Raw genomic sequence first — 17,904 nt, 5'->3', positions numbered from 1 at the left:
AGAAGTTATGAGAGGCATGATTTTAGGAGCGGGTTCAGGCACACGAGTGCGGCCCATCACCGAAAAAATTCCTAAACCGATGATCCCCATTTTGCGCCGTCCATTGATGGAGAGCATTATCGGGCATTTTAAGCGCCATGGAATTGATGAAATCATTGTTAACACCTGCTACATGGCGCCCGTCTTGGAAGATTATTTTCGAGATGGAAAACAGTACGGTGTCGACCTCTGTTACTCCTATGAGGGTAAAAAACTGGAAGATGGCTCATTAGAGGGTAAGGCGCTGGGCAGTGCGGGCGGCATGCGCCGTGTTCAGCAAACGTCGGGATTCTTTCACGACACCTTTGTGGTGGTCTGTGGCGATGCGTGGATCGATCTGGACTTCACGGAAGCGATCGCTTGGCATAAAAAGAAAGGCGGCCTTGCCACCATCGTTACCAAGAAAATGCCTAAACATGAGCTGCATAAATACGGTGTGGTAAACACCTTGCCCGATGGCCGGGTGGTTGGTTTTCAGGAGAAGCCGAAGACCGAAGATGCCAAAAGCGACATCATCAATACCGGCATCTACATCTTCGAGCCTGAGATCTTCAATTACATTCCCGCTAATGGTGAATACGATATCGGCGGCGATCTGTTCCCAGATCTAGTGCGCCGCAATCTGCCCTTCTACGCCAAGGCTTTTGATTTTCAATGGGTTGACGTAGGGCGCTTATCCGATGTGTGGCAGGTAACGAAAGAGATTCTAACGGGCGAGATCCAAAATTACCCCATTCCAGGAAAAGAGATAGCGCCTGGGGTGTATGTGGGGATCAATTGTGTGATGGATCTGGAGATGCTCGATATTAAAGGGCCTGTGGTTATCGGCAATGGTTGCCGAATTCATACCGGCGCAAAACTGCGCGGCCCGTTGGTGATTGGCAATAACTGTGTCATTGAAAGTGGTGCGGTGTTGGAAAATGCCTCGGTAGATGATTACTCCAGGGTGTGTTCTAAGGCCTATGTGACCGATCGCATGATCATTGATGATCATTGTATTGATCATGAGGGAAACCACTGCACGGTCTACGAGTGCGGTATGAATCATACGGTGAAAGATAGCCGAGTGTTACCCATGGCCGTCGGTGATGTGGTGCGACTCCGTTCGGTTGAGTAACTCAGGTATTGGGAGGGGCGCAATGGATTGCGGAATCACCTTATCAGGACCCGCCAGTTATGAAGTTGTGGCTTTGATGGCGAAGTCGATTTCGGCCATGTACCTGCTGTCTGCCCTGCCAGAAGAGGAAGCCAGCATGATTGAGTTGGCGGTAGCAGAAATTGGCAACAACGTGGTAGAGCATGCCTATCAGGATAAGCCCGGTGGTCAACTGGAGATTCGATACCAGCAGTTGGCAACAGGGATTGAGATTACCTTGGTAGACAGTGGCATTCCGATGCCCGAAGAGCAGATCGATAAGGTGAAAAATCCCCAGCTAGTGGAATTGGATCTGGATGACCCTTCCACTTGGCTAACCAGTGGACGGGGTTTGGGGATAGTTGATCAGGTAATGGATACCCAAAGTTACGAACGTCTCGATGAACGTAACTATTTTCGGATGACAAAATCGGTGTAGGGATACCAAGATGGGATTTTATTTCGAAGAGTTTGAAGGCAGGAAGCCTCCAAAACCGCTCAAACATAGCCCCTGGCGAGAGCTGTTGTTTCAGTTTCTAGCCACAGTAAACCTGACGGTTGGCGCATGGTACATCTGGTGGCGCTGGACTGAGTCGCTCAATTATGACGCTCTATGGTTCGCCATTCCTTTGGTGGTTGCTGAGACGTGCGCCTACATTGGCTTAGTGCTGTTTTCCATAAATCTCTGGAAAACTAGAGATTATCAACAACAGCCGCCGCCTAAGACCATCAACGACTGCCTAAGCCTTCCTCTAGAGGAGGATCGGGTTATCTACGTTGATCTGTTTTTCCCGTCCTACGATGAAGAGGTGGAGCTGGTTCGTCTGTCGGTACAAGACGCCAAGCGGATGAACTATCCCCATAATATCGACATTCGCATTGCGGTTCTCGATGACGGCAAGCGGCCAGCAATGCAGGCGATGGCTGAAGAGGAGGGGGTCGATTACATCACTCGCGAGGGCAATATTGGCTTTAAAGCCGGTAATCTTAGAAATGCCATGGAGCAAACCAGTGGCGACTTTATTGTCATTTGCGACGCTGACACCCGTCCTTTTCCTACCATGTTGGAGCATTGCTTAGGGTACTTCCGAGACCCTGATGTGGCTTGGGTGCAGACGCCGCAGTGGTTCTTCGATCTGCCCGAGGGCAAGCGATTACCTTTGTGGCTACAGGGGAAAATTGGAGCCCCAGGCCGTTGGATGGGGAAATTGGCAGAGCGGGTTTATGGCCCAATTACCATAGGGCAAGACCCGTTTGTAAACGATCCGCAGATGTTTTATGACGTGATTCAGCGCCGCCGCAATTGGGCTAATGCGTCGTTCTGCTGTGGTGCGGGATCCATTCATCGTCGGGAGGCGGTGATGGAAGCGGCATTAAAGTCCTACTCTGAAAACATCGATAAGCAGCGTAGCCATCAGGACAAGCAGATCAAACAGTTCACTGGCGAGGCGGAACTGGATGCTGAGCTGCAGCAGATGATGGATACTCAGACTATTCTGGATACGGAATTTACCCCCTATAAGTTTCACGTTTCTGAGGACATCTACACTTCAGTGGTTCTGCATGCCGACCCAGATCGAGACTGGAAGTCGGTGATGCATCCTCAGGTGGAATCCAAGATGTTGTCACCTCAGGATCTACAGACTTGGGTTATCCAGCGATTCAAATACGCCGGCGGCACCTTGGACATCGCCAAGAACGACAATCCACTGTTTCGCCCTGGAATGTCATTTAAACAGCGATTGATGTACGCCACTACAGTGTGGAGTTACCTCGGCGCGCTTTGGAACGTTGTATTTTTATTGTCGCCCATTGTCTACCTGCTGACGGGAATTGCGCCGGTCTCGGCTTATTCTCAGTCTTTCTACCTGCACTTCATCCCCTTCATTATCTGTAATGAACTGGCCACCATGGCGGCGACTTGGGGATTGGCTGGGTTCAAAGGTAAGGCTAATTATTTGGCATTCTTCCCGGTCAACCTACGGGCGATATGGACGGTGCTGAAAGGTCAGGAGATCAAGTTCCCGACTACGCCGAAAGAGCGGCAGGAGGGGAATTTTTTCCATCTGGTACTCCCTCAAGCGGGGGTGATGGTGATGACGTTACTGGCATTGATGCTTGGGTGGCTCAACATGGAGTTTAACTGGTATGGCGATCACAGCTTAAGCGGCATGATTGTGAATACCTTCTGGGGACTGAATAACGTGATTGCCATGTCGGGCTTGGTGATGGCGGCATTCTGGAAACCGGAGCAAAAACTGGAACAAAGCCCCGCATAGGGACATTGGGATTCTTGAGCCTTGGCTCAATATTAACAGGAGAAAGCGGGGATGGCTTTCAAACAGGACTTGTTAAATGCACGGCATCATTTGGTGTTTTTGGTTGGCTTGGGCGTCGCTTTTTCGTTGGTGCTTAGCCTTGAGCAGCAGGAGTTCAACAATGATCTGGTGGACAAGCTCCACTTCTCTGAGGAGATACCAGACATTGACCCTAGGCCGTTGACTGCAGAAGAGCGTCAATGGGCTCAGGCGGCATGGGCTTACTTTGAGCAGAATACGCAACCGGTTACCGGGCTGGCCAATTCGGTGGATGGTTACCCCTCAACCACGTTGTGGGATACCGCCTCTTACTTAATGGGACTTATCTCTGCTCAGCGCCTTGCGCTCATCGATGGCGATGAATTTGAACAACGAATGGGTAAGGCGCTTACCAGTTTAGCCTTGCTGCCTCTGTTCGATGACACCCTTCCTAACAAGGTGTATGACACCCGTTCTCTGGCCATGGTGAACTACGATAACACGCCGAATCCCAGAGGCATTGGTTGGTCTGCTATCGATATTGGCCGAGTGTTGGTGCCCTTCAATATTCTGGTTTGGGAGTACCCACAATTCACTGCCCAAGTTCAGAAAGTGTTGGCACGTTGGAACATCGCTCCCATGTTGCAAGAGGGGGTAATGTACGGTGCAAGGGTAACCAATGAACTGACTGAATTCGTTCAAGAGGGGCGAATTGGCTATGAGGAGTACGCGTCCAAATCCTTGTCATTGATGGGCCAGGACGTTTCTCAGGCATTGAGGTATACCGATTTTTTACGCTTAGTTGAAATTGATGGGGTCCAGGTACCTACCGATAAACGCGATCCACGACGGTATAAGGCCCACAACTATGTGGTGAGTGAATCCTACATTCTTGATGGACTCGAGTTTGGCTGGGATCGTATTTCTCATGAGTTTGCTTGGCGAGTCTATCAGGCTCAGCAGGGGCGTTATCAGCGCACTGGGCAGCTTACGGCGGTCAGCGAAGATAACATCGATCGCCCTCCATATTTTGTCTACAACACGGTGTTTTCCAGTGGCCAAGCTTGGCATGCCACCACGGATACGGGAGAGGATGCCGATGAGTTTCGCAGCATCTCAACCAAGGCCGCTTTTGGTTGGTACGCCCTTTATCAGGATGAATACGCTCAAAAGCTGATCGACAAAGTGTCTACCCTAGATAGCGAAGGCAAAGGTTTCTATTCCGGCTGGTATGAAAAGTTAGATCAAACCAATACCGCTATCACTGCCAATACAAACGGCATTATTTTGGAGTCATTGCTGTTTATCCGAGAGGGGCAACTGCTGAAAGTCGGCCGCCAAAGTGAGCCGGTGCAGTTAGCATTGAAGGAGGAATAGCATGCGACGAATTGTTTTGGGAACATTATTGCTGACGGCGTGCGCACAACCATTAGAGCCTGTTCAAGAGGCTGAGCTTGTCGCTACCGAGCCAGGCGATGGCATTGGAGTGGACAGGCCGAAACCAACACCACCAGAAGTGGCTGTGCCTCAGCCGCGTCGGGGCCCTTTGACCGAGCGAGAGATGGCCATGGCGCGGGTGGCATGGAAGTACTTTGAAAACAACTATCAGCCGTCGACAGGCTTGGTGAATGCGGTGGATGGCTATCCCTCCACCACGCTTTGGGATACCGCTTCCTATCTCGGGGGAATGGTGGTTGCGCGAGAACTTGGCATCGTTGGTAAACGAGAGTTTGATGATCGCATGGTAAGGATGATCAAAACGCTCAATACCTTAGATCTATATCGGGGAGAGGTGCCGAACAAAGCGTACAACACCATGACTGCCGCAAAAGTGGATTACGGTAACAACCCTGGTGAGATCGGTTATTCAGCACTGGATTTAGGGCGATTTCTTATCTGGATGTGGATCATCAAAGAGCGCTATCCAGAACACGCTCCGGGCATTGATGCAGCTATTTTGCGTTGGAATTTCTGCCACATGATTGACGACCACGGCATGATGTTTGGTGCCATGGGCAGCGATGGAGAGCCCACTCAGTACCTGCAAGAGGGGCGCCTAGGCTACGAAGAGTACGCTGCCAAAGGATTTCAGCTGTGGGGCTTTCATACTGAGCGCGCGTCCAAGCCAGAGCCCTATGAGTTTATGAATATCTACGGCATCGATATCCCCTACGATTCCCGTGACCCTCGGGAGTTGTCGGCTCACAGTTATGTGGTAACCGAGAGTTACGCCTTAGACGGCATCGAGTTTGCTTGGGATCACCCCTGGGATACCCAAACGGAGAGAGAAGATTTTAGCCACTTGTGGATGGCGGACTTTGCTCAGCGGGTTTACGCGGTACAGGAGGCTCGTTATCTGGATACCGGGATCATCACCGCTCGAACCGAGCATCAGTTAGACCAACCACCTTACTTCGTGTACGACACCGTTTATACCGATGGCTACAGCTGGAATACCATCTCAGAAAAGGGCGAATATATGCCCCAGTTTGCCGCGGTTTCTATCAAAGGCGCTATCGGGCTATGGGTATTATGGGATACCCCCTACACCGACATTTTGTTTGAACATATTGCTGATCTCTATAACCCTGAGAAAGGCTTTTATGAGGGGATCTATGAAAATGGCACAGGTCTTATTAACACCTATACCTCCAACAATAACGGCATCTTGCTCGAAGCATTGGGCTACAAAGCATTTGGAAAATTGGCCGAGCCACACCCTTGGAATCCGCCAAGCCGTTGGGATTCTGTATTAGGTGATGAGTTTAGCCCGCACATTCGTCAGTGCTTGCCGTCTCGCCACAGCTGTTCGACCTGCCGTCCTTGTACTAATTGCGGCTAGTTTGGTCGCGGGCTGCGGGGTGGTGGCTCGCAGCGTCAAAGATGGTTATGACAACATTGCCAATTCGGATCTATTTTGGCATGGCCGTCATGGAGAGCTGGATGAATCTGAACAGCTCTGGATAGAGCTGGCATGGACTTACGTCGGCAATAATACCCATCCGGGCACTGGCTTGGTGGGAGCCCTGGATGGGTATTCCAGTTTTACCATGACCAATCTGGCGGAGTACTTAGTGGCGCTCCACGCGGCCAATGAATTCGAACTTCTTAAGGAGAAGGAGTTTGACGAGCGGCTGTCGGCTCTGCTTAAGTTTTTGAACACCATGCCCTTATACGACAACGCTCTGCCTAATCGGGTGTACCACATTGAAACCGGTAACATGGTGGATTTTGGTGCTCAGCCCGGCGCTGTTGGCTGGTCAGCCATCGAGATCGGGCGTCTGCTTATCTGGCTTAATTATTATCGTCGTCACTATCCAAGGTTTGCTGAGTACATTGATAAAGCGGTGCTGCGCTGGGATTTCTGTCGGTTGATTGATGACTCCGGTAGCTTAACCGGCGGTCGAGTGGTGGATGGTCAGTTAGAGCGTTATCAGGAGGGCAGACTGGGTTACGAAGAGTATGCCGCCTATGGTTACTATCTATGGGGATTTGAGCCGTCTCAGGCGGATCAGTTTGAGCCTTATCAATCTCGCCGCTTTTATCAGGTCACTCTGCTGGCGGATGGCCGCGATCCTCGGGTCGATGGCGTTTATGATCCTCTGCTTCCCACCCCCTATTGGTACGCAGGGATGGAATTTAACTGGGATCGTTGGGATGATTTGGAGTCCAGTGATACCAGTTACAGCCGCTTGGACATGGCTCGCCAAGCTCGCAACCTCTATCTGATTCAGGAGCGCCGCTGGCAACGGGATAAACTCTACACCGCTCGTGCCGAGCATGTATTAAGTGAGGCGCCATTCTTTGTTTATGACTCGGTATTTGGTTTAGGAACCCCTTTTGCGACCTTGGATGGCGATGGCAACTTTCATGATGATGTGGCACTGGTGTCTACCAAAGCCACTTTTATGATGTGGTCGCTATTTGAGACCGAGTACACCGATAAGCTGATGTGGATTACCCGTCATCTCTATGACCCAGAGAAGGGGTGGTATGAAGGTCGCAAGGAGCTTACTGGAGGCTATGAACAATCGGTGACACTGAGTACCAATGCTGCGGTATTACAAAGCCTGCTTTATAAGCGTCAAGGCAAGTTATTTAAGAATCCCCCTCCTAGTTCCAGATTGGAGAGATTACGTGGGGATGAGTTCTATCACCCTGGTCGTTGCCAACCGGCCACCACTCCAGCCAACCTGTTTATTCCATCTCAAAACCAGCCGTAAGCGGTGATCTTGCCGATAACGGATTGAGTTCCTTGATTCATTAGCAGTAATGATGGCGACTGGCTTGGCCTATGGTGCCAGATGAAACCGCTACCTGGCTGGTATTTTCGCCATGGGTAGGAGAGCTCATGCAGGGGCACAAAGGCAGTAAATTGGGTTTGATTGGCATCGGCGTAACCGATAAGGCGGGCGGTGCGCTCAAATCCTTGGTCATCAGATAAGCCAACAAGCAGTCCATCATCTAGCGGCTGAGTTAATTCAAGGCGTAACCAAATTCCTTCGATGCCGCTATTGGGCACCAATGGAAGTCGCAGTTGCTGCCACTGCACCAGGGAGAAATGATGACTGTTGCGAGCTTGATTGGGGTGCGTCTGTTGCTTCGGTAGAGTCAGGGTTAATGCCGACGAACGCTCAAACATCAACTGGGTTTGACCGCTAAGATCCGCAATGGGAAGCGGCAACGACAGTGCATCTCCGGCACCCGAGTGGCGTCGTCCCTGCTGGTCAACTAGGGTCCAGTGTTGCCATGAGTCAAATTCGATCTCTAGTCTATGGCTGCTCTGAGAGACATCGGTCACGGTAGCAGAGGCTGAGGTAATTGGGCCAAGGTGTTTAAAGGCTCTGAGGGCGGCTTTGGGTTGATGGTGAATATCAAACAAGCCAAAGTAGGGTTCTGATTCGGCAAACCAACCCTGCTGCTGAGGATTATCAGTGGCATTGAACCAGTTTATGGAGAACAGCTGCTGATGCTGAAGCGCTGGCAGTAACCGCTTGAGTTTTTCCAGCTCAATGGCTTGGCGTTGCTGCCAACGTGGCTCTGACGGCAGGGCGGCATAGGCCAACATATAGGGTTTATTGAACCGTTTATTCAACTGCTGGCTGAGCCTTAAGGTTCGCACCCAGGGAGACCAGTCAGGCGATTGATGCGCCAGTTCGGTATGGGGAGAGATCATTAGCATCGAGGCAGTAAAGTCGCCCATGGCAACGACCTCATCCACCAGAGGCTGCTGCTGGCCCAAGGGTTGCCAGTCGCCTAACACTAGTGCTGCTTTGGTGTTGGGCGCGTGTTGGCGGATAAGAGCGAAGCTGGTTTTCATTAGTTTAGGCCACCCAGCCCAGTCGCTGATGCCATTTTTATTAAATTCAGGCTCCAGCAATAGGTAAGCTTGAGGCAGATCTTTGATGAGAGGCAGCAGCTTTTGGGACAGCGTATCCAGATAGGCCTGTCGATGCTGGTCGACGAACTCTGGGGAGATCTCATCGCCAAAATACCAAAAGGCGATCACTGGGGTGTATCCCGCCCTAGATGCGGCTTTGAGCAGATCCGGTTGTAACCAGCCCCAGTCACTATGACGGGTGATCCATAGGGTAAGATGCTGCACAGGGAGATCCGATTTAGGTAGGTGATTCCAAATTGGCCGAAAATTTTGTCCTGATCCTGTTGGTTTATCTAGGTTTAGCTGACTGCCGACACCAAAACGAATAGGGTGTTGGCCGTTGCCCGGGTTCATGCTCTGCTGAGCAGCTTGAGTGCGCCTACGCCAAACTCGCCGCTTGAGTGTGCTTGGGACGAGAGAGGCTAATTGGGATTCAATCTGGTTGATCTGTGTTTTGCCCAGTAACGGCTGCTGAAGATAGAGGTGGGCATAAGCCAGTCCAAGCCGCGCTTCCAGCTCTTGCTCGCCGCCCTGAAACTCAGAAATGAGCCTTTGGTAGTGCTCAACGGCCTGCTGTGGTTGATTAAACCACTCAAGCCAAATTTGTGCTTGCTGCAGTTGTACTTGCTTAGCAAGCTCGCTTTGGGGATAGGCCTTAATAAAGGCGTGGGCACCGCGTTGCCACTCCAAGGGGAGGCCTTGTTCTAGGTAGTGGTGCAGGGCGAGATACTGGGCTAATTGCGGCCGGTCTTGATGTTTGCGTATCAATCCAAATAGGTAGCGGGCTTCTAGGCGATGGACACTGTCATGTCCTGAAGCCAGATAGGTACTAAGGCTTGTTTTAGCCTGCTGCCAATGGTGTTGCTGCAGTGCCAACCGGCCTTGAATATAGAGCCAGTCCCCCTCTATGGTTGGCTGCATTTCAAGCAGAGCTTGAGCCTGCTCAAACTGACCTCGATAGAGGTGGAGCATTGACTGATGCAAACTGGAGGCATTTAGCGCCATACTAATTAGGCTAAGGTTAAGCCAGAGAATCCACGGATTTATCTTCAGGTTCATCACTTTCAAGTTCTACGGTGTCAAACCACTCCAGATTCATGCGAATGGCGTTAAGATCGCTGTCGATGGCATGTTGATTTTCACTTTGAATACGGCGATTGACCGCTTCAAGTGAGACTAAGTTTTGCTTTAAACCCATCACCATCACTTGAAGTTTGGTGGTGCTTTGATTTATCTCGTCGGCGACCTCTTTGAGCTCATCTTTTTCCCTAAGGTTAAGCTCTTTGGTGAGGTCACCATCCCCGATTAACTTCAAGTGGTTACGGATGGCGATGGCCGGCCCGGCGATGCGATTGCTCAGCCAAAAGGCCGCGGCTGCGGCGAGGGCTAGGTTGAACAGAGCCAGAGGCAATACCCAGGCATAAACCGCATGGTGCAGACTGGGAAGGGCGTCGTTGACGATCTCAAGCTCATGGGGAAGCAGCTGAAACGTCAGTAATTCAGCCAGCTCCGTTAAAATGTGGTTGTAGAACAGATAGAACTGCCCACCACTGACAAGGCTGAAGGTGATGGCCATCAGAATGATTTGATTGCTGATCTTCCAAGGCAGTGGGCCGGCAATCTTTGAGTAGATATGTAACGGTTGTCGCTTCATTAGTGTTCCCTTTGTCTATACTCAACTCATGGGAGTCACGGAGGAACCCAGAGATGTTGAATAAGTTGTCCCTAATTGTGCTGATGGCGGTCTTTGTCAGTGGCTGCAGTACCCTGATGCACCATGATTGCAATCCTTGCAAAGAACTCACAGCTAGCTCCACCGAGCGAGACCAGCTTTGGGCGAAACTGAAATCCGATCAAAGCTACGCACTGAATAATCAGCCCCGCTCTCGGGATTGCAGTCACAGCCGCTGCAATCACACCACGGGTTGCCGTTAATTGGCGGCAGCCTTCTCTTGTATTGGGCTTTGCTGGCTGATGAGTTCGGCTAGCAGTCCAATGGCGGCCCCGTTGTAATCGATGGCAAATTCATTCACCGAGTAATCTTTGGCGTCATCCACATAGCTCAGCATCCCCAGTCCCTTGGGAGCAATGTTGGCTTGGCTGTCTTGATTTGGGCCACCTACCATCATGCCCGCAGGCACAAAACCCACCGCGCGCCCCCAAATATGATGTAGATTTTGAACTGAGTTTGATCCTAAACCTGTGATGTAGGCGATGCCAAAAGGGTTTAAGCCTGCAAGGTAGTGCCATTGCCGCCACGCCCAGCTTAAATAGTCCTGCTGTGGTGCTAAGCGTTGACACTGCGCCAGCAGTATTCCCTGTTCCGCTACCATCTTATTTGAGCCCCAGATGAACCGAGAGTTGGCCACTGAATATGGATTTTTGAGTGCGTGCTCCCTCAAGGTGTTGCAACGTTCTAGCAATAGCTGACGGAGTCTTTCATTGAGCTTCGGGAGCTGGCCACTTTGCAGAAGATGCTGCACGCCCAGAGCCCTAGGATCTTTCCATTCGAATAGGACTATCTGTTCCGGAAGGTGGGTTTCTAAAAAACGTTGTAACGAGTCTGAGGGGTGACTCAGAAACAGTTCGGCAGCAGCCCAAAAGCGATCATCGACATCGTGAGTCAGCGAGCTTTGTTGATCCCATTGGTTAAACATATAGGGACCGGTGCCACCATCGTCCCCTTGATGCCAATCGATTTTCTGCTGTGCTTGGGTATTGAGATATTGCCAGCCCAGTTGGGCCGCCCTGAGGTACCGGCTTTGTGCCTGAGTATCATCCATAACGCGGCTGGCTAGGGCCAAAACGGCCACCGCTTTGGCGGAATCTGGAGTTGAAATGCCATACAGGTACCGAGGCTGCGTGTCTTGATGAGGAGGGATCAATGGCGGCCAATTGGCACCGCCAATCTTGCGATAAAAGGCGCCGTCGCTTCGCTGCATTTTCAGCAGCCAATCCAACCCTACCCGCGCTTCGCTGCGAAGCTGCTTGGCGAGCTCCAATTGACTGGTCTCTAGCACATTGGCTGCCTCTAACAACCGAGCCGCGGTGATGGCCGTGGTGGCTACGTAGACTCCGTAGTCACCCGCGTCGTACCAACCGCCACTGGCATCCCAAGCTTGCCCTTTGTTGGTGTAGCTGTCTTGATGAGCGGCCACTGCCGGCTTTAGGTGTGCTGGGGGACGGCGAATACCGGTAACGGGATCGAAGAGCGCTTTACCAGCATGCTGATATTGGTAGGCATTGAGCAGTAGCTTTAGGGTTTGTAGGGGGCCATCTAGCCCAACACTTAAGGTGACCTCGGTATCACCATGACTTAACTGGTACCAGCCGGGTTTTAGGTTTTTGGGCAGTTGCCCATGGCCTTTTTCGTCGGTTGATAACTGAGCCAATACCTCAGAACTGCCCAGCGCTCGCAGCTGCCACCGTTGATCTTTATCCCCATAAAAGCTGCCATCCTGCTGGCTAAGATAACCACTGTGATTGATCAGAATCGACGGTTTGGCGTTGGCCCAGAGGCTTACAAGCAGTAGACCGAGCAGAAATGCACGACTCATAGCTGTACCTCGAAGTCAAAGTGGCTGCTAGCCAGCTTATTTCCTTGCTGGTCATAGAGGGTGGCATTTAGGCGATAGTTGCCCGGCTTCAGTTTGCGATTTGGAAACTGAGGGAGTGTGCTGACGGAATCCGGTGCGATAGAGAGCTGTTGCTGCTTGTGCTCGACTAAGCTTCCCTCTTTGAGGAGAGACAGGGTGAGCTGAGCGTCATTAAATGGGTTCAAGTGATCATTGATAATGTGTACTGGCAACGGCACTGGTTCATCCACAGAGAACTCACTTTGGTGGTGAACAATACTGGGAAGTAGTGGCTGAAACGCTTGCGCCAAGGCGTGATAACCTGGCTTGGGATTGCGTTTATAATCCATGATGCCCCAGTTCATGGATGGCCAGTGCTCAACAAACATGAATTGGAAAATTCCCCCAACTGGCTGATATTTCTGACGGCGATAGCTTTCGGCGGCATAGCGGGTAAGTTTGGCCTGATAGCGCTGCGTGTTTTCAATCAGCGCTAAGGCGTCAGCGCCTCTCTCCACTTTGGCCAATTCAAAGGTTTCGTGGGGCTGGAAGTTATGAAATTGCCAGAGGCTCCAGTCATCAGGCAGGCTAGGCCAATCGTCGGGAGCGCCAAGCAGTTGCCGCAGGATGGGCGCATCGGGCAGTGCTTGGGCACCAAATTCGGTAATGAGCTTTTCTTGAGTTGGCTTACCATAATCTTGCCACTTTCCCCCATACCAGCCATACCAAGGGTGTTCAGCGGTTCGAGAGAGGGCGAAGCTGGGACGGCTGTTGTCCAAGTTTCGTAATTGGCGGTACAGCCTTAAGTCCAGCTCTCGGTTTTGGTTCGGGTCATAGTCTGGATAGCGATACTGCATCCAGTCGGCATCCCAAGGCGGCTCATTATGTGCTGACCAGGTAATGATGCTTGGGTGATGGTGAAATTGGTCTACCATCTGCTTTAACTGAACCTCCGCTTGCCGATGGAATGCGGGGCTGTCGAGGTATCCCCATTGCAAAGGGAAATCTTGCCAAACTAGCATACCCATCTCATCGGCGAGATCGTAAAAGCGTTGGGGCAGAATGTGGGCGTGTACTCGCACTGCATTGATATTGGCTCGCTGCATCAACCTAAGATCTTGTTGTAGCAACTGGTGATCGGCCAATGACAGGTATTGATGGGCGATGTAGTTGGTGCCCCTAAGAAACAGCGGTTGGCCATTAATGGTCCAGCGGCCGAGTTGACCATCATAATCCACACTTCGAAAGCCAACGCGTCGTTGATATTGCGCAGCGACTTTACCCCGACTGAGAAATTCGGCCTTTAATTGGTAGAGGTTAGGCTGGCCACGCTCTGCTGGCCACCACAATTGATAGCCATCAGGGGGGAGGTGGATTGTAGTTTGATGCTCGCCAACTTCTAGGGTGGCTTTGAACTGAAATCGGTGCGTTGGCCCGTCAAAGTTGATCGGTTTGAGTTTAATTTGCCACTCCCCATTTAGGGTTCGCGAAGAGCGGTAGTTGAGTGCCAATTGGCCTTGAGGACCATTAGCCCCAATGGGCGTCTGCCAATGGGAGCCAGTAATGGGCACCTCGGCGCGGGAGATCAGATTGACTTGCCCCCAAATGCCGCCGGTATTTTGCTCCTGGCCACGCTCACTCCAAGCACCTCCAGCTCGAGTGTCGTGGTGGCCGAGAACCCCTTTAATCAGGGTTTTGTGCAGTGACCATGAGGGGCCATTTTGTGACTCTAAGGGGCTATTTACCTTCACCGCCAACACATTGGTTCCTGATATCAACGCGTGGGAGGCATCGAGTTCGAACTGGGCAAAGTAGCCTTGATGACCACCTAGGTAATGGCCGTTTAACCAGACTTCGGCTTGGTAGTCGACTCCCTCAAACTGCAGCGCCGTTGTGCTGTGTTGTTGACTGGGTGTCCACTCAAATTCAGTGCGGTACCAATGGGCTCCGTGGGTATCAAAGCCTTGTGAAAACCAGTTTCCGGGCACCTGAATGTGGGGCCAATGGCTGTGATCAAAGCTGGGCTCAATGGGAGCCAGATCCGTAGCCAATTCGGGATCAAAGTGCCATAACCCATTGAGGCTCTGTGGAGCGGGGTGTTGAGACTGATGGGGCTGGCAAGCGCAGAGTAGCGCCACCAGAAAGGCCAGACAAAACCAACGCATCTTTCCTCCGGGCAATCCTTTCCCAGTGAAGGTGACCATAACTTAGAGGACACCTTGAATTCCTTGATGATTTAATAGTAAAGGCTAGTTGAGGGGGGCTGAGGCTGCAAATTGAGCTGGGTAATGGAGATAAATAAAAGGGGCCAACAGGCCCCTTTTGCGTTGTGTGTCGCCGTTGACTGACTAGTGCGGCTGCTCCGTGGTTTTGGCACTGCTTTGAGGCTTCCACCACCAGACGAAGAAGCGTTTGATGTCTTCAAGCACCAAATACAGACAGGGCACCAGAATAAGAGTTACCAAGGTGGAGAATAGAATACCGAACGCCAGTGATGTCGCCATTGGAATCACGATTTTGGCTTGTAGGCTCTTCTCCAGCAGAATTGGCACCAGCCCTAAGAAGGTGGTTAATGATGTCAGCACAATGGCGCGAAAACGCTGAGTACCGGCACTGATTACCGCGTCTTTCATGCGATGACCAGCTCGGCGAGCCTGGTTGACGAAATCCACCATGATAAGGGAGTCGTTTACTACCACCCCAGCTAGGGCGATGATGCCACACAGGCTCAGTACATTGAGGCTGATGCCCTGAATGTAGTGACCAAGGGCTGCGCCAATCATGCCAAATGGAATTACCGACATGATGATAAGTGGCTGGCTGTAGGATTTCAGGGGAATCGCCATCAGGGCAAAAATCACGAACAGTGCCAATACGGCCCCTTGAGCTAGGCTGATCAGGGCGCTGCTCTCCTCGGCGCTGGCACCGTCAAGCTCAGAGCTGACCCCTGGGTAGTTGGCGAGCAGATCTGGCATAAACTCGGTGTTGACCTCATTGGCGACCTTTCCTGGCTCAACCACGTCTTTGTCGGCGCGGGCTGTGATGGTGATGGCTCGTTGACCATTGGTTCGGGTAATGGCGCTGTAGCTATCGGCCATCTCAATTTCAGCCACGGCAGAGAATGGCACTTCAACGCCTGATGGGGTACGAATGCGCATGTTTTCAAGATGGCCTTGGGATTGGCGCTCATTTAGTGGATAGCGCACCATCACCTTGACCTCCTCTTTGTTGCGCAGCATTCGCTGAGCTTCGTAGCCATAAAAGCCGTAGCGCACTTGGCGAGCCAGATCCGACAGAGTTAATCCCAACGCCTCTGCTTCCGGCTTGATGGCCAGACGCAGTTCTTGTGAGCCGCTGCTGTAGTTGTCGTTGATGTCATACAAGCCTTGATATTGCTGCAGGTGCTGCTTGAGCTCTGTGGCTGCCAAAGACAGGTCTTCCATGTTGACCCCTTGCAGGCGGAAGGCGATGTCCGCGCCGCCGTCACCGCCGGTGCCGGTATCCAGTTGCAGTGATTTAACTCCGGGAAGATCGCCGATGGCATCGCGCCATAGGTTGGCGATCTGGTGGGTGTCGAGCATGCGCTCTTCACCCTTAGTCAGCTCAATGAAGAAGCTGCCCGAGTCTCGAGAGTCCAGATCAACAAGCACCTGTTTGGTCATGCGTTCTCCAAACTCCTGTTCCCACTGCGTCTCCAGCTTTTCCAGTTCGATTTCCATGTGCTTAAGGGCATTTAGGGTACTGGTTTCAGAGGTGCCTTGCTCCATGGTGATGCTGGCTTGCATGAAGTCAGATGGGATATCTGGGAAGAACACAAAGCGAATGTGCCCAGTGCCCATCATGGCGCCCACCAGCACCAGTCCGCTGATGAAGGTGGTGAGTACGGTGTAACGTCGCTCGATACACAGTTCCAGAGCGGGCTTGTAGGTGTGTTCTATGCGTTCACGAACCCAGAGGTTAAAACGGTGCTGCCTTTGGCTTAGCCAGGAGCGACGCTTATTAGTTTGCAATTTGGCGTGAGCAAGGTGAGCGGGGAGAATCCACTTGGACTCCACCAATGAAAACGCCAAACAGAGGATCACCACAAAGCCGATGGTTTTCCAGATTACGCCGAATGGGCCCGACACCAGCAACATCGGCACAAAAGCGGCGATGGTGGTGAGTACCCCAAAGGTGGCTGGCATCGCCACCCGTTTGGCGCCGGCCACAACGTTGTCTGTGGTGTGGCCATGTTTTTCAATCTCTGAGTAGGCGGACTCGCCAATGACAATGGCGTCGTCCACCACGATGCCGAGCACCAAAATAAAGGCGAATAAGCTCAATAGGTTGATGCTCATTCCCACCGACGGCATCAGGAATAGTGCGCCTAGGAAGCAGACAGGCAGACCCATCATCACCCAAAACGCCACTTTGAATTCGAGGAACAGAGCCAAGATGATGAATACCAACAGGGCGCCCATGGCCATGTTTTCTAACATCATATTGAGGCGGCCTTTGAGGTAGAAGGTGGAGTCACCCCAATGCTCAATCTCAATGGCTTCGGGCAGAGTTTGTTTGAGCTCCGCCACCTTGTCTCTCACCTGTTGGGAGATCGCCAGTGCGTTTTGCTCTCCGACACTTTTGATGGAGACAAACACCGAAGGTTTGCCGTTAAAGCGGGTATAACGCAGCCCCTCGACGAATTCATCTTTGATGTGAGCCACGTCGCCCAAAGTGACTCGGGTACCGTCGTTGCGGGTGAGAATTAGAATCTTATCGAAATCTTCCTGAGTGTAGGACTGCCCTTTGGTTCTCAGCAGAATGTCGCCACTGTCGGTACGGATGGAGCCTGCTGGGAGATCCAATGAGTTGCGCTGCACCGCTTGGGCGACCTGCTCGAAGCTCAGTCCATATTCACGCAGTTTGTCTTCGGTGACTTCGATGCTGATCTCGTAACTCGGTGCGCCAACCACATTGGCTCGACTTACCGAAGGCAGGGCGGTCATCTGGTCGCGGATGGTTTTCGCCAACTCTTTCAGCTCTGTGAGGGGGGCATCGCCGTAGATGGAGAGCCAGATTACGTCCTGCTCTGGGCGGATGCGGTAAACCTCTGGCTGTTCGATGCTGGCGGGAAAGGTAGAGATGGTGTCCACCCGAAGTTTGACTTCGTTAAGCACCTCCGCCGGATCGGCGTCATCATCCACCTCGATGGTAACGGTGCCGGTAGAGTCTGAGGCAATGGAGGTGACCTTTTTGATTCCTTGAACGTCTTTGATCGCCTCTTCAATTTTGATGGTGATCCCCTCTTCAATCTCCTGAGGCGCACCACCTGGGTAACCAACGTGCACATTCAGAAGGTTAAGTTCAAAGCGGGGAAAGACCTCTTTATTGATGGTGAATGCGGAGAACAGGCCGCCGATGATAAGCCCGAACATCAACAGATTGGCAGCGACGCTGTTGCGCGCAAACCAAGCGATGATGCCGGATTTTGTGTCGATC

Annotated in this window: 12 protein-coding genes; 7 read left to right on the top strand and 5 right to left on the bottom strand. The window is 51.9% G+C overall.

Annotated features, from left to right (window positions below; genetic code table 11):
• The first annotated feature begins 7 nt into the window (after positions 1-7).
• The 6 genes from FCL42_RS15120 to FCL42_RS15095 are packed head-to-tail and all read left to right on the top strand — an operon-like array spanning position 8 to position 7,694.
• Positions 8-1,156 carry a nucleotidyltransferase family protein gene (locus FCL42_RS15120; protein ID WP_136864266.1) on the top strand — a complete coding sequence of 383 codons (1,149 nt, stop codon included), beginning with the start codon at positions 8-10 and terminating at the stop codon, positions 1,154-1,156.
• Between the two features lie 22 nt (positions 1,157-1,178).
• A complete protein-coding gene (locus FCL42_RS15115) occupies positions 1,179-1,613 on the top strand; it encodes an ATP-binding protein (RefSeq protein WP_169308408.1) in 435 nt (144 codons plus the stop codon).
• Positions 1,614-1,623: 10 nt separating this feature from the next.
• A complete protein-coding gene (locus FCL42_RS15110) occupies positions 1,624-3,453 on the top strand; it encodes a glycosyltransferase family 2 protein (RefSeq protein ID WP_136864264.1) in 1,830 nt (609 codons plus the stop codon).
• A gap of 51 nt (positions 3,454-3,504) precedes the next feature.
• Positions 3,505-4,848 (top strand): DUF3131 domain-containing protein, encoded by a 1,344-nt coding sequence (locus tag FCL42_RS15105; RefSeq protein WP_136864263.1) that lies wholly within the window; start codon positions 3,505-3,507, stop codon positions 4,846-4,848.
• A gap of 1 nt (position 4,849) precedes the next feature.
• Positions 4,850-6,313 carry a DUF3131 domain-containing protein gene (locus FCL42_RS15100; protein WP_136864262.1) on the top strand — a complete coding sequence of 488 codons (1,464 nt, stop codon included), beginning with the start codon at positions 4,850-4,852 and terminating at the stop codon, positions 6,311-6,313.
• Between the two features lies 1 nt (position 6,314).
• Positions 6,315-7,694 (top strand): DUF3131 domain-containing protein, encoded by a 1,380-nt coding sequence (locus FCL42_RS15095; protein WP_169308407.1) that lies wholly within the window; start codon positions 6,315-6,317, stop codon positions 7,692-7,694.
• On the opposite strand, the gene FCL42_RS15090 is transcribed toward FCL42_RS15095, so the two are convergent.
• The gene (locus tag FCL42_RS15090; RefSeq protein ID WP_136864260.1) at positions 7,679-9,910 is read right to left on the bottom strand and encodes a tetratricopeptide repeat protein; all 2,232 of its coding nucleotides are present in this window, start codon (positions 9,908-9,910) and stop codon (positions 7,679-7,681) included. The genes FCL42_RS15095 and FCL42_RS15090 overlap by 16 nt on opposite strands.
• Positions 9,873-10,505, bottom strand: coding sequence for a methyl-accepting chemotaxis protein (locus FCL42_RS15085; protein WP_136864259.1), 633 nt, complete (start codon positions 10,503-10,505; stop codon positions 9,873-9,875). Before FCL42_RS15085 ends, FCL42_RS15090 begins: the two co-directional genes overlap by 38 nt.
• A gap of 53 nt (positions 10,506-10,558) precedes the next feature.
• Here FCL42_RS15085 and FCL42_RS15080 point away from each other — a divergent pair, with 53 nt between their 5' ends.
• On the top strand, positions 10,559-10,786 hold the full coding sequence (locus FCL42_RS15080) for a hypothetical protein (RefSeq protein ID WP_136864258.1): 228 nt from the start codon (positions 10,559-10,561) through the stop codon (positions 10,784-10,786).
• Here FCL42_RS15080 and FCL42_RS15075 read toward each other — a convergent pair.
• From FCL42_RS15075 to FCL42_RS15065, 3 genes are all read right to left on the bottom strand, one after another.
• Entirely contained in the window at positions 10,783-12,408 is a 1,626-nt protein-coding gene (locus tag FCL42_RS15075; protein WP_136864257.1) for a glycoside hydrolase family 9 protein, read from the bottom strand. The two genes, FCL42_RS15080 and FCL42_RS15075, sit on opposite strands and share 4 nt — an antisense overlap.
• Positions 12,405-14,591, bottom strand: coding sequence for a glycosyl hydrolase 2 galactose-binding domain-containing protein (locus FCL42_RS15070; protein ID WP_169308406.1), 2,187 nt, complete (start codon positions 14,589-14,591; stop codon positions 12,405-12,407). Before FCL42_RS15070 ends, FCL42_RS15075 begins: the two co-directional genes overlap by 4 nt.
• Before the next feature lie 183 nt (positions 14,592-14,774).
• Positions 14,775-17,903 carry an efflux RND transporter permease subunit gene (locus FCL42_RS15065; protein ID WP_136864341.1) on the bottom strand — a complete coding sequence of 1,043 codons (3,129 nt, stop codon included), beginning with the start codon at positions 17,901-17,903 and terminating at the stop codon, positions 14,775-14,777.
• Position 17,904 lies beyond the last annotated feature (1 nt).

The organism is Ferrimonas aestuarii (assembly GCF_005116665.1).
In the GTDB taxonomy this organism is placed as follows: Bacteria; Pseudomonadota; Gammaproteobacteria; order Enterobacterales; family Shewanellaceae; genus Ferrimonas; species Ferrimonas aestuarii.
Note: the sequence above shows the minus strand (reverse complement) of the source record. Positions and strands in the feature narration are given on the sequence as shown.